The sequence below is a fragment of the uncultured Amnibacterium sp. genome (assembly GCF_964245895.1).
In the GTDB taxonomy this organism is placed as follows: Bacteria; Actinomycetota; Actinomycetes; order Actinomycetales; family Microbacteriaceae; genus Amnibacterium.
Map to the genome: position 1 here is coordinate 1 of NZ_CAXTOQ010000050.1, position 20311 is coordinate 20311.

Annotated in this window: 19 protein-coding genes; 12 read left to right on the forward strand and 7 right to left on the reverse strand. The window is 74.9% G+C overall.

The window, feature by feature from the left end:
• Positions 1-530: YdcF family protein (locus tag ACFE60_RS09000; RefSeq protein ID WP_375388516.1), on the reverse strand; the 530-nt coding region annotated here is incomplete at its 3' end.
• A gap of 151 nt (positions 531-681) precedes the next feature.
• Between ACFE60_RS09000 and ACFE60_RS09005 the strand changes: the two genes are divergently transcribed.
• Complete coding sequence (locus tag ACFE60_RS09005) at positions 682-1656, forward strand: FhaA domain-containing protein (protein WP_375388517.1); 975 nt, start codon at positions 682-684, stop codon at positions 1654-1656.
• Here the strand turns inward: ACFE60_RS09005 and ACFE60_RS09010 are convergent.
• Positions 1643-1882, reverse strand: a complete 240-nt coding sequence (locus ACFE60_RS09010; protein WP_375388518.1) for a hypothetical protein — start codon at positions 1880-1882, stop codon at positions 1643-1645. The two genes, ACFE60_RS09005 and ACFE60_RS09010, sit on opposite strands and share 14 nt — an antisense overlap.
• A gap of 144 nt (positions 1883-2026) precedes the next feature.
• Between ACFE60_RS09010 and ACFE60_RS09015 the strand changes: the two genes are divergently transcribed.
• Positions 2027-3976 (forward strand): hypothetical protein, encoded by a 1950-nt coding sequence (locus ACFE60_RS09015; RefSeq protein ID WP_375388519.1) that lies wholly within the window; start codon positions 2027-2029, stop codon positions 3974-3976.
• 96 nt (positions 3977-4072) lie between these two features.
• On the forward strand, positions 4073-4276 hold the full coding sequence (locus ACFE60_RS09020) for a hypothetical protein (protein WP_375388520.1): 204 nt from the start codon (positions 4073-4075) through the stop codon (positions 4274-4276).
• A gap of 30 nt (positions 4277-4306) precedes the next feature.
• On the opposite strand, the gene ACFE60_RS09025 is transcribed toward ACFE60_RS09020, so the two are convergent.
• From ACFE60_RS09025 to ACFE60_RS09035, 3 genes are read right to left on the reverse strand one after another with little or no spacing between them, the layout of a single operon-like run.
• On the reverse strand, positions 4307-5299 hold the full coding sequence (locus tag ACFE60_RS09025; protein WP_375388521.1) for a hypothetical protein: 993 nt from the start codon (positions 5297-5299) through the stop codon (positions 4307-4309).
• Positions 5296-6540 carry a sensor histidine kinase gene (locus ACFE60_RS09030; protein WP_375388522.1) on the reverse strand — a complete coding sequence of 415 codons (1245 nt, stop codon included), beginning with the start codon at positions 6538-6540 and terminating at the stop codon, positions 5296-5298. The genes ACFE60_RS09025 and ACFE60_RS09030 overlap by 4 nt, the downstream gene beginning before the upstream one ends.
• Complete coding sequence (locus ACFE60_RS09035) at positions 6537-7184, reverse strand: response regulator transcription factor (RefSeq protein ID WP_375388523.1); 648 nt, start codon at positions 7182-7184, stop codon at positions 6537-6539. The genes ACFE60_RS09030 and ACFE60_RS09035 overlap by 4 nt, the downstream gene beginning before the upstream one ends.
• Before the next feature lie 343 nt (positions 7185-7527).
• Here ACFE60_RS09035 and ACFE60_RS09040 point away from each other — a divergent pair, with 343 nt between their 5' ends.
• Positions 7528-7791: a hypothetical protein gene (locus tag ACFE60_RS09040; protein ID WP_375388524.1), complete on the forward strand. Its 264-nt coding sequence runs from the start codon at positions 7528-7530 to the stop codon at positions 7789-7791.
• On the opposite strand, the gene ACFE60_RS09045 is transcribed toward ACFE60_RS09040, so the two are convergent.
• On the reverse strand, positions 7785-9254 hold the full coding sequence (locus ACFE60_RS09045; protein ID WP_375388525.1) for a sugar transferase: 1470 nt from the start codon (positions 9252-9254) through the stop codon (positions 7785-7787). The two genes, ACFE60_RS09040 and ACFE60_RS09045, sit on opposite strands and share 7 nt — an antisense overlap.
• A 285-nt stretch (positions 9255-9539) precedes the next feature.
• On the opposite strand from ACFE60_RS09045, the gene ACFE60_RS09050 reads away from it, so the two are divergent.
• Together ACFE60_RS09050 and ACFE60_RS09055 are read left to right on the forward strand one after the other, a co-directional pair.
• Complete coding sequence (locus ACFE60_RS09050; protein ID WP_375388534.1) at positions 9540-10280, forward strand: HAD-IIB family hydrolase; 741 nt, start codon at positions 9540-9542, stop codon at positions 10278-10280.
• Between the two features lie 164 nt (positions 10281-10444).
• On the forward strand, positions 10445-11326 hold the full coding sequence (locus ACFE60_RS09055; protein ID WP_375388526.1) for a hypothetical protein: 882 nt from the start codon (positions 10445-10447) through the stop codon (positions 11324-11326).
• Positions 11327-11394: 68 nt separating this feature from the next.
• Here the strand turns inward: ACFE60_RS09055 and ACFE60_RS09060 are convergent, their stop codons facing one another.
• Positions 11395-12087, reverse strand: coding sequence for an SOS response-associated peptidase (locus tag ACFE60_RS09060; protein WP_375388527.1), 693 nt, complete (start codon positions 12085-12087; stop codon positions 11395-11397).
• 93 nt (positions 12088-12180) lie between these two features.
• Here ACFE60_RS09060 and ACFE60_RS09065 point away from each other — a divergent pair, with 93 nt between their 5' ends.
• The 6 genes from ACFE60_RS09065 to ACFE60_RS09090 all read left to right on the forward strand — a co-directional run.
• Positions 12181-12489: a hypothetical protein gene (locus ACFE60_RS09065; RefSeq protein ID WP_375388528.1), complete on the forward strand. Its 309-nt coding sequence runs from the start codon at positions 12181-12183 to the stop codon at positions 12487-12489.
• Between the two features lie 82 nt (positions 12490-12571).
• Positions 12572-13531 carry a UDP-glucose 4-epimerase GalE gene (galE, locus tag ACFE60_RS09070; protein ID WP_375388529.1) on the forward strand — a complete coding sequence of 320 codons (960 nt, stop codon included), beginning with the start codon at positions 12572-12574 and terminating at the stop codon, positions 13529-13531.
• A gap of 474 nt (positions 13532-14005) precedes the next feature.
• The gene (locus tag ACFE60_RS09075) at positions 14006-14326 is read left to right on the forward strand and encodes a WhiB family transcriptional regulator (RefSeq protein WP_375388530.1); all 321 of its coding nucleotides are present in this window, start codon (positions 14006-14008) and stop codon (positions 14324-14326) included.
• Positions 14327-14466: 140 nt separating this feature from the next.
• Positions 14467-17502 carry a glycosyltransferase gene (locus ACFE60_RS09080; RefSeq protein ID WP_375388531.1) on the forward strand — a complete coding sequence of 1012 codons (3036 nt, stop codon included), beginning with the start codon at positions 14467-14469 and terminating at the stop codon, positions 17500-17502.
• Complete coding sequence (locus ACFE60_RS09085) at positions 17493-19037, forward strand: DUF5719 family protein (protein WP_375388532.1); 1545 nt, start codon at positions 17493-17495, stop codon at positions 19035-19037. Before ACFE60_RS09080 ends, ACFE60_RS09085 begins: the two co-directional genes overlap by 10 nt.
• A gap of 151 nt (positions 19038-19188) precedes the next feature.
• Positions 19189-20311 (forward strand): acyltransferase family protein (locus ACFE60_RS09090; protein WP_375388533.1); only part of this gene is annotated, 1123 nt, incomplete at its 3' end.

Here is a 20311-nt window from a genome sequence, read left to right on the forward strand (position 1 = left end):
GCCAGGATCCAGCTCTTCACGGTCGCGGCCGTCTGGTACAGGTACTGGTACACCCACCCGTGGGACGGCGGCTCGCCGGAGGCGACCATCGTGATCGGCCCGCTGAAGCACCGGCCGACGATCGTGCGGGCGCGGGTCAGGTGCGCGGTCATCGACACCACCACGGCGCTCGACCAGCCGCGCTGCGCGGCGTACCGGCGCAGCAGCCGCGCCTCCCCGCGGGTCGTGCGCGGGTCCGGGTCCGCGCAGACGACGTCGGTGCGGGCGCAGAGCGCCTCGAGCTGCTGCGGCACGCGGTCGTACGGCACCGACACGAGCGCCGCGGACACCGTGCCGTCGTCGAGGAGGCGCTCCGCGGTCGCGACGCGCTCGGGGATCGGCGGCCCGAGCACCAGCACGACGTCGGCGTGGCGCGGCAGCGGCCCGGTCTGCGGGAGGACGAGGAACGGCACCCCGAGCAGCGCCCAGACGACCAGCCCGCCCAGCGCGCCGAGGGCGACGCGCCGCGCGACCCGCGCCTTCGCTCGCACCGGTGGGTCCCTCCACGCGGGCGCGCATCCGGATCGGACGCGATGCGCAGCAGCACGCCCGACGGCGACGAGGGTAGCCGCTGCCGGTAGCCGACCGGCTCCGCCTCCAGGCTGATCCGCCGCTTACCCGGCCCCTCCATACTGTCCGCCCATGGGGTGGCTGGTGCTCGGACTGGTGCTGGGGCTGATCGTGGGCGCCGCGGTCGTGGCCGCGATCCTCCGCTCGGTCGGCCGCATCACGGGGACGGGCGGCCGCGAGGTCGTCCGCCTGGTGGTCGACGGCCTGGTGCCGGGGAGGCGGCGGGACGGGGTCGCGGCGCAGCGCGCGCTGGCGCGCCACCTGCAGCGGGCGGGCGCGCGCACCGCCTCCGGCCGCCGTGTCGCCGCCGACGAGGTCGTGGTGCAGGTCAGCCCGGAGGACGAGGAGGCGATCGCCTCCGTGCTCGGCATCGAGACCGCGGAGCGGGACCTCGCCGAGTTCTACCGGGAGCGGGCCTCGCGCGGCGGCTGGATCATCGGCGAGGAGCCGCAGGTGCGCATCGTCAAGGACATCAGCCTGCGCCCGCGCCAGGTCGTCGTGCGCACCGTGACGCGGCCGCGGACCCCGCCTCCCGCTGCGCCGGCCCCGGTGCAGGCGCCGTCGGTGCGCCCGGCGGTGGGGACCCCTTCGGCGGGGACGGAGGACCCCCTCCCGGTCGCCGTGCGCCGCGCGCAGCGCCCGACGCCTCCGCCGGACGACGCGATCACGGACGTGCTGCCGCGCGAGCTGCTGGAGGAGGCGGGGCCGTCGCACACCGCGGTCTACCCCGTCGGGATGGCGGTCGGGGACCTCGTCGTGGTGCACGGCACCGACGTGCGCACGGTGGCCGCCGCGGCCGGCTCGATCCGCATCGGCCGCGGCCCGCACAACGACCTCGTCATCGCGCGCCCGGGCGTCGGGCGCGACCACCTGCTCGTGGAGGTGCGCGGCGACGCCTGGTGGATCGTGCCGGGCACGTCGCAGGGCGGCACGACGCTCGACGGCGTCCCGCTCGACGGTCCTGCGGAGCTGTCCGGGCCGGCGACGCTCGGCCTGGGCCGCGGGGTGCGGATCCGGCTGAGCGTCGAGGAGGTCAGTGCCGGATGACGGGGATCGCCCCGGTCATCGCGGTCACGAGGCGCGGGCCGATCACCGGGATCTGGCCGGTCGCCAGCACGACGACCCGGCCGAGCGCTGCGCCGGCCCGGCTGCGCGTGCGCACCTTCGGCCTGCGGCGGTCGGCGACCCGGATGGTGCGGCCGAGCAGCAGCGCCACGACGGCGGCGAGCAGGATCCAGCCGGCGACGACCCCGACGATGAGCGCGACCCACATGCGTCATTGCTATCCGATCGCGGCCCCTGTTCGGGGGACCGACACGGCCGCGTCGCATCCTGTGCCGCGTCCGCCGGGACGATCGGGTCCCGTCGCGCGGCTCGGCCTGGTTGACTGCCGTGCGGTGCACGCGGTCGGGGAGTCATGAGCGAGGTCGCCGCGCGTCCTCGTCGCGGGCGCTGGTCCGACCTCGTCATCACCGCCGTGATCGGCGTCGTGGTGGTGTCCGCGGCGCTGCTGCCGGCGATCACGGCCAGCTCGGGCGAGACCCTGACCGTGCAGGGCGACGTGACGGTCGGCGGGCAGCCGCTGCCGTTCTCCTCCGTGGGGTTCTGGAGCACGACCGACGGCGTCGTCGCGACGAGCACCACCGACGCGAGCGGCCGGTTCAGCCTCGACGTGCCCGCGACGATCGACGGCTTCGCCTACGCCGGCTCCGCGCCGGACTCGACGCGCGTGATCACCGTCGTCGACGGCCGCCCGGTCGTCCGCGGCGTGATCGGTGCTGCCGCGCAGCCCGGCCCCGCCTCCCCCCTCTACCAGGGCAAGCCGACGGCGACCGGGCGCGGGCTGGCGGGAGGCGCCTCCGAGGTGCACTTCCGGCTGTCGCTCGCCGGCCGGATCGCGGGGACGAGCCCGGTGCCGGCGAGCGCGCTGCAGGCCGTGCAGATCCGGCGCGCGGACAACTCCGTCGTGCAGACCCTCGAGCTGGACGGGTCCTCCCGGTTCCGGTCGGAGGCGCTCGCGCCCGGGCAGTACGGCGTCGTGCTCGTGCCCAGGTCGCCTGATCTGCCGAGCGTCGCCGACGCGATCGTCACCGGAGGCGCGACCACCACGGTCAGGCCGGTGCTCCCCGTCCCCGGCGCGACCGTCACGGGCACGGTGCGCACTCCGGGCCGCACGGAGGCGGGCGTGCCGGTGCTGCTCGAGCAGGGGGGCGACGTCGTCGCCGACACGACGTCGTCGTCCACCGGCGACTGGGCGTTCGCGGGCGTCGCCGCCGGCGACTACACGGTCGAGGTCGGGCGGTACGACGAGCCGGCGGCGACCTCCGCGACCGGCGCCGACGTGCAGATCCCCGGTGCCAGCCCCAGTCCGACGCCGAGCGCGACCACGGCCTCGCCCGGCCCGAGCCCCACCGCGGCGTCCCCGCAGACCGCGGCGATCCAGCCGGTCGAGCGCACCGCGGACGGCGTCGTCCCGAAGCGCTTCGCCGTCACCGTGCCCACGGTGCTCGGCACGGTCGGCGTCGCCACGGAGATGGAGGCGGCGGGCAGGATCACCGGCGTCGTGACCCGCCGGGGCGCCATCACGGGCACGGAGGGCGCGCCGATCCGCGTCGTCGTGGAGGAGGCGGCGACCGGGCGCATCGTGCGCGCGGCGACGCCCGGATCGGACGGCCGCTACCGCGTCGGCGGGCTCACCCCGGGGGAGCGGTACCGCGTGTACGCGGTCACGCGGCCGGACGACCTCACCCTGGCCGAGATGGGGACCGCGACCGCCCGCGCCGAGACGACCGCGGCGACCGCGGACGTCGTGATCGACGAGGCGGCGCTGACCCTGAACGGCACGGTCGCCGGCGCGACCAGCGGCCGGGTGGCGGCGGGCGACGAGCAGCTGTTCCAGGGCACCGGCGCGATCGACGAGTCCGGCGCCTACGCCGTGCAGGGGCTGGTGCCCGGCGCCTACCCCGTGGTCGTGTCGACCGAGGGCCGGGAGGATGCGGAGCCGGTCGGGGCGGTCGTGAGCGGCGCCGCGCCGGTCGCGGACCTGCAGCCCGGTCCCCAGTCAGCGGGCTTCAAGGGCTGGTTCATCTCGAGCGGAGCGGGGATCCCGGTCGTGACGGGCGAAGCGGTCGACGCCGACGGCGACCGCGTGCGGTTCAGCCCGGACAAGGCGACCGGCGTGGTCGGCGAGATGACCGTGCCGGGCCTGCGGCCGGGCACGTACGAGTACGACCCGGACTCGTTCCGCGGCACGGTGCCGGCGCTCGACGGGCCGTGGTACTTCGTGCCGCCGGCCGGCACCTTCACCCTGAGCAGCGGCCCGCCGACGGACGTCGGCCCGATCGTCCTCCGGACGAAGACGCACTGACCCCCCTCCGCCCGATCCCGCGCACTGCCACGGCGTGTCGGATTCCCCGCGCGGACACACCGGGCGCCAAGCGGATGCTCAGGATCGGATGGGTGGATGGTTCGCATGTTCACCGTCGTGCTCGTCATCGTCGCCGTCGCCGGCGTCTGGGGTGTGCTCGCCGTCGCCTTCGCGCTGCTCGCCGGCGGCATCATCCACGCCAGGGACCACCAGGACGCCCCCTACGGCGGGTTCGCCCGCCCCCGCTCCTCCGAGCCCCGCGTCGCCGCGCCGCTGGTGCGATCCACTCGGGCCCTCTGACCCGACCGCGCCGATCGAGGCCGGCGGTCTTCAGTCGAAGACCGCGTGCTCGCCGTCGTCGTCCCGCACCGAGCTGACCCGGACGCCGCCGCCCTCGACGTCGCGCAGCCGCCCGACGAACCGGCCATCGGACGTCCGCTCCAGCCGCTCCGCCAGCCAGTCCAGCGCCCGGGCGCGCGCGGCGGCGGGTGCCTCGTCCGCCTCGTCGAGCAGCAGGACGTTGACGCCGCGGCGCCGCGCCGTGTCCACCACCGCGCGCAGGCGGGACCCGGTGAGGCGCGGGTTTCGGATCTGGTCGCGCAGCGCGCCCTCGAGCACGAGCATCTGCCGGCGGTCCTCGGCCGTGAGCTGGCGCGCCTCCGCGATCGCCCGGAGCATCGGGCCCGCCTGCTCCAGCACCTGCTCGACCGCGCTGCGGCGGGCCCCGGCGCGGGCGCGGGCGACGTCCTCCTCCGTGCGGCGCCGGCGCTGGACGGCGCGGAACGCCTCCGACGCCGCGTTCGACCGGCGCAGGCCGACCGCCAGCGCCGTGCCGACCGCCAGCGTCGCGACGTGGCGCACGATCATGCCCGCCCCGACCGACAGCGGCCGGCCGTCCAGCACCGCCCAGGCGAGGCAGGCCGCCACGACGAGCAGCATGACCAGCCACGCGGTGCCGAACCGGCCGACGATCGTGAGCCCCAGCAGGTCGAACGCGATGGCACCGAGGAACCAGGCGTCGTAGCCGTCCGGGAACGCGACGCCCCGGATCGAGACGAGGCCCACCACCGCCGTGGCGACGAGCAGGGCCACCGTCGCGATCGTGCGGCGGTTCGACAGCCTGAGCGAGCGCCGGCGGATCAGCCACCACTGCGGGACGCCGACCATCGCGAGCAGCACGAGGTCCAGCAGGTTCTCGCCGTCCGAGGTGCCCGCGAGCGTCGCGTGCACGATCAGGAACAGCACCAGGTAGGCGATCCCGCCGCCGAGCAGCGACCGCAGCAGGCGGTGCGAGGGCGGCAGCGCGAGCGCCGGGGACGTCACGGCGCCCGCCAGCGCAGCGACACCCGCGTCCCGACGCCCGGCTGCGAGATGATCAGCGCGGACCCGCCCGCCAGCATCCGCATCCGGCCTTCGATGCTCTCGCTCAGGCCGAGCCGTCCGGGTGGCACCGCGGCGCGCTCGAAGCCGACGCCGTCGTCGAGCACGTCGATCGTCGCGCGGCCCGCGGCGACGTCCACGTGGACGGTGCGGTTCGCGGGGCCCGCGTGGCGCAGGGAGTTCCGCATCGCCTCCTCCGCGGCGTCGAGCAGCGAGTCCGCCGCGTCGCCGGGCACGATGCCGAGGTCGCCGAGCTCGTAGTTGAACAGCGCCTCCGGCAGCAGGTCGGTCGTCCTCGCCTGCACCTTCCACACGAACCGCTCGCCGGCGAGGTCCTCGGGCTGCACGTCGTCGCGGAGGAGCGCGTGCAGCCCGTCGAGGGCCCTGCGGGCGTCGCGCTGCTCCAGACCGCCGCTGCCCGGGATCTGCCGGGCGGCGCTGAGCAGCGTCGCGAGCACCCGGTCGTGCACGAGCTCGTTGATGCGCGCCCGCTCCCGCTCGCGGGCCGCGTCGGCCGCGGCGCCCACCGTCGCCTCCTCGGCCGCCGCTTCCGCCGCGTCCGCGGCCCGGGCGGCGTGGAGGCTGCTCACGCCGAGGGCGATGAACGTGATCGTGAGCAGCAGCAGGTACAGGCCGCTCTGCGCACCGACGAGGGAGGCGGCCGTCCCGCCGAGGGCGATGCGGGCGACGAACGCGAGCACGGCCCCCGCGACCGCGACGAGCACCGACCCGAACGGGCTCACCGCCAGCGCCGCCGTGATGATGCCGAGCCCGCAGACGTCGGCGAACCAGATCGGGCCGGGCAGCTCCCGGCCGGGGATGACGACGAACGGGATCGAGGCGAGCACGAGCAGGGTTCCCGCCACGCTGATGCGCGCGATCAGCCGCAGCGTCTCGAGGGGGGCCGTGAACGCCGCCACCCCGAGCGCGAGGGACGGCACGATGCCGATCGCGAACGCCGCCACGCTCCACCAGAGCGGCCACAGGTCGGCCTGCGCGACGGCGGACGGCGCCCCGAGCAGCCCGAAGAGCACGCCGCCCGGCAGCAGGGCGAACGCCAGCACCCGGTACACGCGCTCCTCGGCGTGCTCGCCCGCGAGCCGCCGCAGCAGCGGCCACGTCGCCGGCGGCGCGGAGTCGGCCGGCACCGGCCGGACGATCCGCGGCTCCGCCGGGTCGCTCACTGCTCGTTCGGAGCCGGCAGGAAGCCGTCCTCGACGGCGCGCTTGTAGAGGTCGACCTTCGTCATCGCGGGACGCCCGGCCCGGGCGTACTTGGCGCGGATGCGGCGCACGTAGTCCTCGATCGTGGAGACCGCGATGCCCGCCTCCTCCGCCACGGTCTGCGCCGTGTTGCCGTCCGCGAAGAGGGCGAGCATCCGCTGCTCCTGCTTCGACAGCCGGGCGTCGGTGATCAGCGGGTCGTTCTCCACCGTCGACGCCCACTCCGCCGTGATGACCGGCTGGCCGTACGCGGCGCGGAGCAGCGCGTTGGTCAGCGCGTGCAGCGGCTCGCTCTTCCGCACGATGCCGAGCACCGAGGTCCGGGCGACGGCGCGCAGCAGATACGGGCTCTCCCCGCTCGTGAAGGCGATGACGTTGCAGCCGGCGGCGACGAGGCGCTCGACGTTGTTCGCAGGGGAGGAGCCGTCCGCGAGGCGCAGGTCCAGCACCACCAGGTGCAGCCGCCCGGCCGCTCTCGCGAACAGGCCGTCGACGGTCGGGGCGGACGCGACGAGCTCGAGCTCCCGCGTCTGCCGGAGGGCGGCGTGCACGGCGGTGGCGATCACCTCGTGATCGTCGACCAGGCCCACGCGCAGCGGAGCCATGCCGGGGGAGGCCATCGTTCGGTTCCCCTTCCGCCTGCGGCCCCGGGGTGGGGGCGACCCGTGCAGCAGCGTACCGGCGGCGCGGATGCGTCTGCAGGCGCTCGGCGCAGCGGCGGTGCAACGATCCGGCGCTGCCCGCACGATCCGTGCGTTCTCAGCCGCCCGACGTGCGCGCGGTCGGAATGGTTCGCGTCGGCGGGCCCGTGCACCCGACACGCCAGGCCGCGTGCAGGCCTCCGGTGTGTCGCTTCCGCTCGCCGTCCCGCGGCGGGACGATGTGCGCGGGGTTCCTGCGCTGACGCGCCGGGAGCGGTCCCCGTGGGTCGGGAGTGCCGGGGGAGCCGTGGCCGTTCGGGACCGCGTCGCGCTGCTGGCGCTGGCCGCCGGGGTGCTCGTCGGGGTCGCCGCATGGCGGCTCGCCGGGCCGTGGCCCGCGATCGTCGTCGGGGTGCTGGCGGTGCTGGTCGCGTGCGCCGCGTACCGCGCGGAGGCGCCGCGGATCGACCTCGACCACCTCCCGCTCGAGCAGCAGGGAGGGGCCGCCGACGCGCTCGTGGGCGGGTCCGCCTCCGCTCCCGCGCCGGCCCCGGCCGAGACGGATCAGTAGGCGCCGTCGCGCTTCAGGACGGCGCGCACCGTCTTCAGCAGGATCATGAAGTCCGTCGTGACCGACCAGTTCTCCACGTAGTAGAGGTCGAGCTTCACGCTCTCCTCCCACGACAGGTTCGATCGGCCGCTGACCTGCCACAGACCGGTGATGCCCGGCTTGATCAGCAGGCGGCGGTTGACGCGGCCCTCGTAGGCGGCGACCTCGCGCGGCAGCGGCGGCCGGGGGCCGATCAGGCTCATCGTGCCGTTCAGCACGTTCAGCAGCTGCGGCAGCTCGTCGAGGGAGAAGCGGCGGATGAACGCCCCCACCGCGGTGATGCGCGGGTCGTCCTTCATCTTGAAGAGCAGGCCGGAGCCCTCGTTCTGCCGGGCGAGCGCGTCCAGCCGCGCCTCCGCGTCGACGACCATGCTGCGGAACTTGAACATCGTGAACCGCTCGCCGGCGACGCCGATGCGCTGCTGCCGGAACAGCACGGGGCCGGGGGAGTCGATCCGCACCGCGATCGCGACCGCCAGGAGCACGGGGGAGAGCAGCAGGAAGGCGAACCCGGCGAGGCCAAGGTCGACCACGCGCTTGATGGTGTGGTTCAGGCCCGCGTACTGCGGCAGGTCCACGTGCAGCATCGGCAGCCCGTCGACCGGGCGCATGTGGATGCGCGGCCCCGCGACGTCCGTGAGACGCGAGGTGAGGATCAGCTCGGTCTTCGAGTTCTCGAGCCGCCAGCCGAGGTCCTGGATGGCGTCGCGCCCGCCGGGCAGCTCGCCCGCGACGATGACGGCCCTGGTGTGCGTGGCCCGCACCGTGTCCGCGAGGGCGTCGAACTCGACCAGCGGCACGTGCCGGCCGTCGACGGCCGCGAACCGCGCGCCGCCGGTGCCGTCCGTGTAGGCGACGCCGATCGGCCGGTACCCCGCGTGGTGGTGCTTGATGAGGTCGTTGGTGACCCGGGTCGCGTCCTGGTGGGTGCCGACGACGACGGCCCCGATCAGGCAGAGCCCCTCCCGGCGGCGCGCGATCAGCCAGGAGCGCCAGAACAGCCGGCCCACGAGCAGCAGCAGCAGCCCGACCGGCAGGGCGATCAGCAGGTAGCCGCGGGCGATGTCGATCTTCAGCAGCACCAGGATCACGGCGAAGGCGCCGAATGCCGCGCCCGTGGCCTTCGCCACCCGCTGGTACTCGGTGGTGCCGGATCCCAGCAGGCGGGACTCGCGCGACTTGATCGCGGCCAGCATGCCGAGCCACACGACGCCGATCGCGACGCCCCACACGGTGTAGTTCGCCTGGTCCCGCAGCTCGCGGACCGTCTGGGAGAACAGCAGCGCGATGGCGATGGCCGTCGCGTCGGTGGTGATCAGCGCGACGCGGTAGCCGACCCGCCACCCGATCCGGCGCATCGGCACGCCCAGGTCGGGAGCGGCGAACGCGGGGGCGTCGAAGCCGTTCACTCGCGCCACGCTCACCCCGCTGCTGGGAAAAGCGTCGCTGCGGGCTCCTGAAGGCATGGATCCTCTGTCACGTTGCGGCCAGTCGGGTGACGGCGGAGCGGAGGGTGAGCTCGGGCGTCGTTACCGTTGACTCGGGACTGCTCCATGGTTTCCCCCGAACGGGGGTCGCCGCAACTACGCAGCCATGACGTTCCGAGGGTCGTTACCTGTTCGTTACCTGGCTCGCGTCCAGCGGACGGGGCTGCCGGGGCGGTGTCCTACGGTTGCGGCGTGCAGCTCCCCGCCCCGGCCCGACCGCGGATGACCGCGTTCGACCTCGACGACACGCTCGCGCCGTCGAAGGCGCCCCTCCCCGATCCGGTGCGGGAGGCGCTGATCGCGCTGCTCGCGGTGTCCGAGGTGTGCGTGATCTCCGGCGGGCAGATCGAGCAGTTCCGGACCCAGCTGGTGGCGCGCCTCGGCGCGCTGCCCGATGCGCTCGCCGCCCGCCTCCACCTGATGCCGACGTGCGGCACGCAGTACTGGCGCCTCACCGCCGACGGGCTGACGTGCGTCTACGCGGAGGACCTGACCGACGACGAGAAGGTGCGCGCCATGGGCGCGGTGGAGCAGGAGGCGCGCCGTCTCGGGCTGTGGGCGGCCGAGACCTGGGGTCCCGCGCTCGAGGACCGGGGGTCGCAGATCACGTTCTCCGCGCTGGGCCAGCAGGCGCCGCTCGACGCGAAGAAGGCCTGGGATCCGACGGGGGAGAAGAAGAACCGCCTCCGCGCCGCCGTGCAGCAGCGGGTGCCGGATCTGGAGGTGCGCAGCGGCGGCTCCACCTCCGTCGACATCACGCGCCAGGGGATCGACAAGGCGTACGGGATGCGGCGCCTGGCGGAGCTGACCGGGATCGGCTTCGCGGACACGCTCTTCGTCGGCGACCGCCTCGACCCCGACGGCAACGACTACCCGGTGAAGGCGCTCGGCGTCCCGACCGTCGCGGTGGAGGGCTGGGAGGACACCGTCCAGGTGATCGAGGGCGTGATCGCGGCCTTCTGACCCCCACCGCACACGTGCCGCACACCGCGCGCTTGCCACTTTCTGCAGCGGATACGGGGTGTCAACTGCAGAAAGTGGCAAGCGCGCGGTGGAGGGGGCGGCGCGCCGCTCCTCCACAGGGCTGGGGGCACCGGCGCGTCCGCCGCGGTGCCACCCTCCCGCGCATGACCACGCACGACGCCGGCACCGACGGGCCGTTCTCCCTCGAGGAGGGGCTCGCCGCCGGGTACACGGCCGGTGAGCTCCGCAGCGGACGATGGATCCGGCCGTTCGCCGGCGTGCGGTCGTACGACGAGCCGCAGACGGTCGAGGACCTGGCGCGCGCCTACGCGCCGAAGATGAGGTCGGAGGCGTACTTCAGCCACGCGACGTCCGCGGTGCTCCTGTGGATGTGGCTCCCGCTCGCGCTGCAGTCGAGGATGCTCCTGCATGTCGCCGTCCCGCCGCACGTGCGCGCCCCTCGCGACCGGTTGGTGAAGGGGCACCACCTGATCGACCGCCCCGGGCTGATCTGGACGCACGACGGCCTGCGCATCGCGTCGGCGCGGGAGACGTGGTGCCAGCTCGCGACGATCCTCGGCATGGAGGACCTGATCATCGCCGGGGAGAGCCTGCTCGCCAAGAACCGACCCGGTCGCCTCCGGCTCGACGACCTGGTCACCGCTGTCGCCGCCGGGGATCGGCCGAGGCAGGCGATGCTCGAGCGCGCGCTGCCCCAGCTGCGGGAGGGCTCGCGCTCGGCCAAGGAGACCGAGCTGCGACGCCTGCTCGTCAGGAACGGCCTCCCCGAGCCGCAGATCAACGGCGACGTCTTCGACGACGACGGCACCTGGGTGGCGGAGTGCGACCTCGTCTACCGGGCGTGGAAGGTGCTCGTCGAGTACGAGGGCGAGGACCACTTCACGAAGCGCCAGGGGCGGAAGGACGTCCGCAAGTACGAGCTGCTCCGCGCGATGGGTTGGACCGTGGTGCGCGTCGTTCAGGAGGACCTCGCCGATCCCGTCGCGCTCGCCGCACGAGTGGGAAGCGCGCTCGCCGCGGCATGAACCGCGCGCTTGCCACTTTCCGCACACGACACCCCGTGCGGGCCGCAGAAAGTGGCAAGTGGGCGGTTTCAGGAGGGGGAGGGGAGGGGGGCGATGAGGCCCGGGCCGTTGTTGCGGACGCTGTTCGCGTCGCGGCTCACCTCGAAGTGCTCGAGGGTGCTCGCGACCGCCAGCGACTCGTCCTCCAGCAGGTCCAGCAGGTCGGCGGAGGAGGCGGACTCGTCGAGCCAGCGCGCGTAGCCGGACGGCTGCAGGCAGGCCGGCATCCGGTCGTGCACCTCGCCCGGGGAGACGTGCGCGTCGCGGGTGATGATCGCCATCGACACGAGCCACCGCTCCGGGTCGTCGTCCGCCTTCGAGTGGTCGGCCCACGCGGACAGCACCCCGGCCATCGCGAGCCCCGCCTCCGGCGCGTGGATGTAGTGCGGCTGCTTCCCGGTCGGCGTCACGACCCACTCGTAGTACCCGAGGGCCGGCACGATGCACCGCGACCGCGCGAAGGCGCGCTTGAACATCCCGGACGTCGCCACCGTCTCGATCCGCGCGTTGATCGGCTGCGGCTTCTGCTTCGCGTCCTTCGCGTAGGAGGGGAGGAACCCCCACCGCACCGCCGGCAGCACGCGCTCGCCGTGCCGGTCGCGCACCACCGGCACCAGCGCGGTCGGCGCGACGTTGTAGTCGTCGGGCAGCCCGCCGAGCCCGCCCAGCAGGTCGGGGAGGAGGTCGTTCACGGCCTTCGTCACCACGTAGCGTCCGCACACGCCCCCATCCTCCATTCACTGACGGTTCACCCGCATGTCCGAGGCTGCGCTTACGGTCCGGATCCAGCGTCGAGCTGGACCGAGGAGGTCGTCATGGGTGATCAGGACCGGATCCGCTGGCGCACGCTGCGCAGGGGGGTCCTCGCCGCCCGCCGCGACGGCCGGCACCTCGGCACCGTCGAGCGCGGTCGCCGCTGGCTGGCCGTGGACGCCGAGAGCGAGCCGATCGGGCGCTTCCGCACGCTGGGTGAGGCGCAGGCCGCGGTCGTCCGCCCCGGGGCGGACCGGGCGCCCATGCGGTCGTCGGCCGCCGGGCCGACCGTGCTGGCGGCGCTGGTCGCTACCGCCTCGGCCGCCTCGATCGCCGCAGCCTGGCCGGTGCTGGCGGAACTGATCCGGTGACCGGAACCCGCGTAGCCGAAGTCGGAGGCGCGCCCGCACGGCACCCCTGGCGGCGTCGGCCCGCCGGGCTAGGGTCCCGATCATGACGTGGATGGTCACGGGCGGCGCCGGCTACATCGGGGCGCACGTCGTGCGGGCGCTCGGCGAGGCAGGCCTCGACCCGATCGTGCTGGACGACCTGTCGAGCGGGCACCACGAGTTCGTGCCGGAGGGGGTGCCCTTCGTCCGCGGCTCGATCCTGGACGGCGAGCTGCTGGAGCGCACCTTCGGCGAGCACGAGGTCGAGGGCGTCATCCACGTGGCGGGCTTCAAGTACGCGGGCGTCTCGGTGCAGCGGCCCTTGCACACCTACGCGCAGAACGTGACCGGCACTGCGGTGCTGCTGGCCGCGATGTCCGACGCCGGCGTCACCCGGATCGTGTTCTCGTCGTCCGCGGCGGTGTACGGCACGCCCGACACCGACCTGGTGACGGAGGCGACGCCGAAGTCGCCGGAGTCGCCGTACGGCGAGTCGAAGCTGATCGGCGAGTGGCTGCTCGCCGACCAGGGCCGCGCGAACGGCCTGGCCCACACCTCCCTCCGCTACTTCAACGTCGTCGGCTCGGGCAGCCCCGAGGTCTACGACACCAGCCCGCACAACCTGTTCCCGCTCGTCTTCGACGCGCTGCTGGACGGCAGGACGCCGCGGATCAACGGCGACGACTACCCGACCCCCGACGGCACGTGCGTGCGCGACTACATCCACGTCGCCGACCTGGCCGTCTCCCACGTCGCCGCTGCACGTCGCCTCGCCGCGGGCGAGCCGATCGAGCCCGTCTACAACCTCGGCTCGGGCGACGGCGTCAGCGTCGGCGAGATCATGCGGACGGTCGCCGCGGTGACCGGCATCGGGTTCGCGCCGGAGATCGCCCCGCGCCGCCCCGGAGACCCCGCTCGCATCGTGGCGTCGGGTGAGCTCGCGGCTCGGGATCTCGACTGGGCGATGCGCCACTCGCTGACCGAGATGGTCCAGTCGGCCTGGCAGGCCCGTCGCGACGCCTGATCGGCGTGTCGGATTCGACAGGTGTTATCGCGCCGTGATATCGGCGCACATCATCGGTCAATTCGTGCCGATGCCCCCCGTTCGGGGGGTACTGAAGAAACCGAATTCGGAATGCTTCGAAGTGGCGTTCGAAGCTCGAGCCGCTCGAATGTAACGGTCGTGTTACGTGACGACTGTCGTTATCGGCGTGTCGCCAGCATTCGAGCAGCAGTCGAAGGTTGACTGCGATACCCCGTGTTCCGTGGGCGGCATCGAAGAGAATCCCTGATCAGAACGGCGGGTTCCAGCCGATTCCAAGCATCGGGCCACCTGCCGTTCATGTCTCGACCGGACGTCGACGACCTGTTCCCGAGTGCCTCGGACTTCTGCACTACTGCACGAATCCGCTCTTGCGCGCCTCTGAAGCACATGTGTGTAATTGCTCCCACGCATTCGGAGCGCGGGGCTCCGGATGCCATGAGAGGACGATCTTCAATGACCGTTTCCCCCTTCCAGGCATCGGTTCCGGGCGACTGGTTCGTCGACCCGGTCAACCTGGGTGTGCCGAGCGTTCGCCGCGTCGTCGAGGACGAGAGCGACCAGCTGGGCTGGCAGGCAGACTCGCTCTGCGCGCAGACCGATCCGGAGGCGTTCTTCCCTGAGAAGGGCGGATCGACCCGCGAGGCGAAGCGCATCTGCACGTCCTGCGAGGTGCGCTCGCAGTGCCTCGAGTACGCGCTGCAGAACGACGAGCGCTTCGGCATCTGGGGCGGGCTCTCCGAGCGCGAGCGCCGGAAGCTGCGCAAGACCGCCTGACGCGGCATCCGCTGCATCCGGAACGGCCGGGGACCCGACATGGGCCCCGGCCGTTCCGCGTGTCCGGCCGGTGCCACGGGTCCTGACCCGGGCGGCGCGGCGGCGCGGCGTGTCGGCGCGCTCCCGCCTACCGTGTTCCGGTGCCGAGAACTGTCACCGCGATCCTGATCGCGGCGGACGGGGCCGACCACCTGCGGGACACGCTGGACGCGATCACGCTGCAGACGCGCCTGCCCGACCGCCTCGTCGTCGTGCAGCTGGGCTCGAGCCCGGTCACCGGCGCGATCATCGACGGGGTCGAACCCACCGTGCACGCCCGGGTCGCCGCGAGAGCGGGTTTCGGTCACGCCGCCGAGACGGGGGTGAAGGCGGCGGGCATCACGACCTCCGACGAGGAGTGGCTGTGGCTCCTCGCGAACGACAACGCGCCGGAGCCCACCGCCCTGGAGCGGCTGCTGCGCTCGGTGGAGGCGTCGCCGTCCGTGGCGGTCGCGGGCCCGAAGCGGATGCAGTGGGACGCGCCCGCCTACCTCCAGTCCTTCGGCGAGACGATGACGCCCTGGGGGACCGCCGTCGAGATGGCGGAGCCCGAGCTCGACCAGGCGCAGTACGACCGGCACAGCGACGTGCTCGGCGTCGCGGCCGGTGGCATGCTCGTGCGAGCGGACGCCTGGAAGCGGCTCGGCGGGTTCGACCGGGCGCTGCCGGCCGTCGACGACGCGCTCGACTTCTGCGTGCGGGCCCGCCTCGCCGGGTACCGGGTGCAGCTCGTGCCCGACGCCCGGATCCGCTCCGCCGGCCCGGACGCGCCGGGAACGCGGCTGCTGGGCGCCTCCACGGGCTACGCCCGCCGGACCCGGCTGCGCAGAGAGGCGCAGCTGCACCGGCGCCTCACCTACGCGCGCCTGCCGCTCGTGCCGCTGCACTGGCTCTCGGTGCTGCCGCTCGGGGTGCTGCGCGCGATCGGCGAGATCCTGCGCAAGCAGCCCGGAGGCGCTCCGGCGGAGCTGCTCGCCGCGCTCGTCGTGGTCACCACCTGCTTCGCGCCCGTCGCGCGATCCCGCAGCCGCATCGCGCAGCAGCGCAGCGTCGGCTGGGCGGCGATCGCGCCGCTGCGCCAGCCCTGGCGGGAGGTGCGCCACCGGCGCGCGCTCGCCCGGGACAACAGCAGGCCGGCGGTGCGGGAGGAGCCGGTCCATTTCTTCACGAGCGGCGGCATGGGGACGGTGCTCGCGATGGCGGCCGTCTCCCTCGTGCTGCTGCAGCCGCTGCTCGGCGCGGACGCGCTCTCCGGCGGGCAGCTGCTGCCGCTCGGCGACCTCCACTCGCTGTGGCGCAGCGTCGGCTGGGGCGTCCACCCGCTCGGCGCCGGCTTCGTCGGGCCGGCGGACCCGTTCGCGGTCGTGCTGGCGCTGCTCGGCACGATCACGTTCTGGCACCCGTCCGCCGCGGTCGTCGGGCTGTGGCTGCTCGCGCTGCCGATCGCCGCCGCGGGCGGCTGGCTCGCGACGGCCCGGTTCACCCGCCGCCGCCCGCTGCGCGTCGTCGGCGGGCTGCTCTGGGCCGCCGCGCCGTCCCTCGTCGTCGCGCTCGACGCCGGCCGCATCGGCGGGGTGCTCATCCATCTCGCCGCGCCGTTCGCCCTGCTGGCCGCGTTCCGCGCGAGCCGGTCGTGGACGGCGTCCGCCTGGCTCGCCCTGCTCTGCGCGCTGATCGCCGCGTGCTCCCCGGTGCTGCTGCCCCTCCTCCTCGTGGTCTGGCTGGTCGCCGGCGGCCTGACGCTCGCCGGCACGCGGCCCGACCGGGTGCGCATCGTGCGGATCGCCGCGCTGCCGCTGCCCACGGCCGCGCTCTTCCTGCCGCTCATCGCGGACCAGGCCGCGAACGGCCGCCTGATCGGCGTGCTGGCCGACCCCGGCCCCGTTGCGTCGCCCGCCGCGTCCGCCTCCGTGCTCGGCCTGCCGACCGGGCTGTCGACCGTGCTGCAGATCGCCGCAGGGTGGCCGGCCTGGAGCATCGACGCGTGGGAGGGGCTGACCGCGCCGCTCGGCCTGCAGGCCGACACGGCCGCGATCTTCGTGTGGGCGCTCGGGATCCCCCTGCTGCTCGTCGCGCTGGTCGGCCTGTTCTGGCCGCGCCGAAGCGTGCCGATCCGCATCGGCGTGGTCGGCGTCGGCGGCCTGCTGCTCGCGGTGCTCGCGACCCGGCTGCTCGTCGTCTCCGACGGCACGACCCCGATCCCCGCCTGGCCGGGCGGCGGGGTCAGCATCGCGTGGCTCGGGGTGCTGGAGGCGGCCGTGTGCGGCCTCGACCGCCTCGCCGCGGCCGGCGCGCTGCCGCCTGGTGCGAACCGGCACCTGTTCGCCCGCGCCCGCGCGGGCAGCGCCGCCGCGATCGGCTTCACCGCGGTCGCCGCCATGCTCGCCGCCGTGTCGCCCGTGCTCTTCGGCGTCCTGCTCGGCACGGCCGCCGTGCGGGTGACGGACGGCTCGACCGTTCCGGCGCTGGTCGCCGCGGAGGCGCAGGACATCCCCGACCTCGGCATGCTGACGCTCGCGCCCCAGCCGGACGGCGGGTACCGGTCCCGGCTGATCCGGGGGGAGGGGCAGACGCTCGAGACCCTGAGCACGCTCTCGTCCACCGCGGGCTTCGGCGCCTCCGCCGGTCTCGCGCGGCTCGCGGCGGGACTGGTGCAGCCGACCGGCGACGACCTCGCGAAGGGGCTCGACGCATACCGCGTCGGGTATGTGCTGCTGCAGCCGACGACCGCGCCGGCCGCCGCGGCGACCCTGGCGCAGGCCAGGGGGGCGCTGGGCGCGAACCCCCTGCTCGCCGAGGTCTCCACCACCTCCGCCGGCACGCTGTACCGCTTCGGCGGCCTGCGCACCGACGGCGAGCCCCTGCTGCTGCGCGGGCCGTCGAACACCGGCAGCCCGATCGGCGTGGCGGTGCTCACCCTGCAGGCGCTCGTGCTGGGGCTGACCGCGCTGCTGGCGCTGCCCACCTCCCGGCTGGCGACCCGGTTCCGGCCGCTGCCGACCGCGCAGGCGCCGAGCGTCGACACGCGGTCGATCCCGCAGCAGCAGCCGGTGATCCGCACCCCCGAGCAGGCGATGGTCCGCGAGCTGCAGCCCGCCACGGCGCGCCCGGCGGAGGAGGTGGGCTCGTGGCGGTGAACCTGCGCATCGCGGGCGCCGCCGGCCTCGTCGTGTTCGGCGTCGTCGCCGCGGGCGTCGTCGGGCAGCTGCCGGCCTTCGGCGTGACCGACTCGGCCATGGTCGCGACGCCGTCATCCGCGGCCCAGTCCCTCGTGTGCCCCGGCCCTGCGATCGCGGTGGGCGCCGACAGCGCGAACGCGTCCGCGCTCACCGCGACGGGCAGGCCGACCCGCGTCGCGGGCACCGTCGGCGGCACCGCGCCGACCAGCACCGCGCTCGACCGCGGCGACGTGAAGGGCGGCACGGCGCCGCGGGTGCTGTCGGCGCCCGCCGCCGCGAAGGCCGGCGCGATCGCGGGCGCCCAGGTCGAGCAGGTCACGACGGGCGACGCGGCCGGGCTCGCCGCGACGGCGTGCACCGCACCGCGCAGCGACCTGTGGTTCGCGGCGGGCGCCACGACCACCGGGCGGACCACCGTGCTCACCCTGGCGAACGCCTCCGCCGTCCCCGCGCAGGTGCGGGTGCGGGTCTGGAGCGAGCAGGGGCCCGTCGACGCGGCCTCGATCAGCGATCTCGTCGTGCCGGCGGAGGGGCGACGCGCCGTCTCCCTGGCGGGCGTCGCGCCCTCCGCCGGCGGCGTGGTCGTGCGCGTGACCTCCTCCGGCGGGCTCGTCGGCGCCGCGCTGGAGCAGCGCACGGTCAGGGGCCTCGAGTCGGGCGGCGTCGACCTGGTCGGGCCGACCGCCGCGCCCACGACCGCGCAGGTCGTGCCCGGGGTGCGGGTCGCCGGGGCGGCCGCGGTCGCGACCGCGGCCCGCGCGGACGACTCCGCCGACCTGGCGACGGTCGTCCGGGTGCTGGTGCCCGGCCGGGTGGCCGCGGACGTCACGATCACGGCGACGCCCGACGCGGGCGGGCAGGCCGTCACCGTCGGTCGCCGGGTCGCGGCGGGCGTCGTCACCGACTTCCCCGTCCCCGGGCTCGCGGACGGCACCTACACCGTGCGCGTCGCGGCGGACCGCCCGCTCGTGACCGGCGTGCGGACCAGCGTCGTCGGCGACGCCGGCGCCTCGTCCACGCCCGACGACTCCGCGGCGGGCGCTCCGACGACCACCGGCGCGGGAGCCGCCGTCGGCACCGACGCGGGCCTCGTGGGCGGCGACGGCCCGGCGGACACCTCGTCGTCGGCCGCCGCCGGCGCGGCGAGCGTCGGCACCACCTCCACGGCGCGCGGCATCGACCTGGCCTGGTTCGCGGCCGCCCCCACGCTGACCGGCACCGCCTCCGTCGCGGTCGTCGACGCGCCCGCCCCCGTGCTGACGATCGCCGGGACCGGCAGGGCCCGCAGCGTCACGCTGTCGGGCGCGACCCCCGCGACCGTGCAGGTGCCCGCGAAGGGCTCCGTCGCCGTGCCGGTGGCGAAGGGGCTGCTCGTGCTGCGCGGCGCCGACGGCCTGTTCGCGGCCGTCAGCTACGCGGGCGCCGACGCGGTCGCCGGCTACCCGGTCGGTGCAGCCGACCAGGAGGCGCGCGGGATCCGCGTCTTCCGCTGACGAGGTCCCGCCGCCCGCGCCCGGACGGGGCGAGTCCTCGTCCCGGGGAGTCAGGCCGATCCCTCAGGCGCGCAGGGGCGGCCCCGAGGGCGACCGGGTACCGTTCCCGGATGCCGCCGCGCCCCCTCCCTCCCGGTGCCGGCGACGCCGGGTGACGCTCGGGACCGCCGCGCAGCGGGAGCAGCCGACTGCGCCCCTGATCGCCGCGACGCCCGCGGTGCCGAGGCGCAGGAACCGCGACCGCCTGCACGCCCTCGACGGCCTGCGCGGCGTCGCCGCGTTCATCGTGGTGCTGCACCACTTGTCGCTGATCGCGGCGCCGGTGTCGCAGCCGGCGGGCGAGCCGGCCGCCTGGAGCGCCTGGTGGTGGCTCGAGCGCACGCCGCTCAAGCTGCTGACGGCGGGCCACGAGGCCGTGCTCGTGTTCTTCGTCCTGTCCGGGCTCGTGGTGGTGCTGCCGGCGCTCAAGCGGATCGACTTCTCGTGGCCCGGGCTGGTCGCCAGCCGCGTCGTGCGCCTGTTCCTGCCGGCGTGGGCCGCGATCGCCTTCGCGACCCTCCTGCTGCTGGTCGTGCCGCGGGTGCCGCAGCAGGTCACCGGCGGCTCGTGGATCGCCCGGCAGGTGCAGACCGACTGGAGCTGGCCGTACCTGATCGGGCAGTGGTCGCTCGTGATGCACAGCGTCCCGCACGACAACGTGCTGTGGACGCTGCGGTGGGAGTTCCTCTTCTCCCTGCTGCTGCCCGGCTTCCTGGTCGTCGCGATCCTGCTGCAGCGCTGGTGGCTGCCGACCGGGCTCGCCGCGGTGGGGCTCTGCGTCGCGGGCTGCGTCGGCGGCATCGAGGCGCTCGAGTACCTGCCGGTGTTCTTCCTCGGCACCCTCGTCGCGGTGCGGCTGCGGCGCCTCGAGGCCTGGAGCGCCTCCCGGCGCGCCAAGCGCGTGCTCGCGGTCGTGCTGCCGGGCAGCCTCCTGGTGCTGATCGTCCAGTTCCTGCTCGCGGCATGGGTGCCGATGGGCACGGACGGCAGCCACGCGCTGCTCGGGCTGGAGGCGCTGGGCGCGGTCGGGATCGTCGTCGCCGCCGGTGCGGACACGGGGCTGCGGCGCCTGCTTGAGCGGCGCGTGCCGCAGTTCCTGGGCCGGATCTCGTTCAGCCTCTACCTGGTGCACCTGCCGGTGCTGGCGACGCTGACCTTCCTGCTCGGCGACTGGAACTGGCCGGTCGTCGGGCTGATCGGCGTGCCGCTCGCGCTGCTCGCCGGCTGGGGCTTCT

Coding starts and splice junctions, on each gene's coding strand:
- ACFE60_RS09020 (WP_375388520.1), top strand. CDS start 4,073: ATGGTTCGCATGTTCACCGTCGTGCTCGTCATCGTCGCCGTCGCCGGC.
- ACFE60_RS09010 (WP_375388518.1), bottom strand. CDS start 1,882: ATGTGGGTCGCGCTCATCGTCGGGGTCGTCGCCGGCTGGATCCTGCTC.
- ACFE60_RS09015 (WP_375388519.1), top strand. CDS start 2,027: ATGAGCGAGGTCGCCGCGCGTCCTCGTCGCGGGCGCTGGTCCGACCTC.
- ACFE60_RS09055 (WP_375388526.1), top strand. CDS start 10,445: ATGACCACGCACGACGCCGGCACCGACGGGCCGTTCTCCCTCGAGGAG.
- ACFE60_RS09065 (WP_375388528.1), top strand. CDS start 12,181: ATGGGTGATCAGGACCGGATCCGCTGGCGCACGCTGCGCAGGGGGGTC.
- galE (WP_375388529.1), top strand. CDS start 12,572: ATGACGTGGATGGTCACGGGCGGCGCCGGCTACATCGGGGCGCACGTC.
- ACFE60_RS09005 (WP_375388517.1), top strand. CDS start 682: ATGGGGTGGCTGGTGCTCGGACTGGTGCTGGGGCTGATCGTGGGCGCC.
- ACFE60_RS09035 (WP_375388523.1), bottom strand. CDS start 7,184: ATGGCTCCGCTGCGCGTGGGCCTGGTCGACGATCACGAGGTGATCGCC.
- ACFE60_RS09050 (WP_375388534.1), top strand. CDS start 9,540: ATGACCGCGTTCGACCTCGACGACACGCTCGCGCCGTCGAAGGCGCCC.
- ACFE60_RS09075 (WP_375388530.1), top strand. CDS start 14,006: ATGACCGTTTCCCCCTTCCAGGCATCGGTTCCGGGCGACTGGTTCGTC.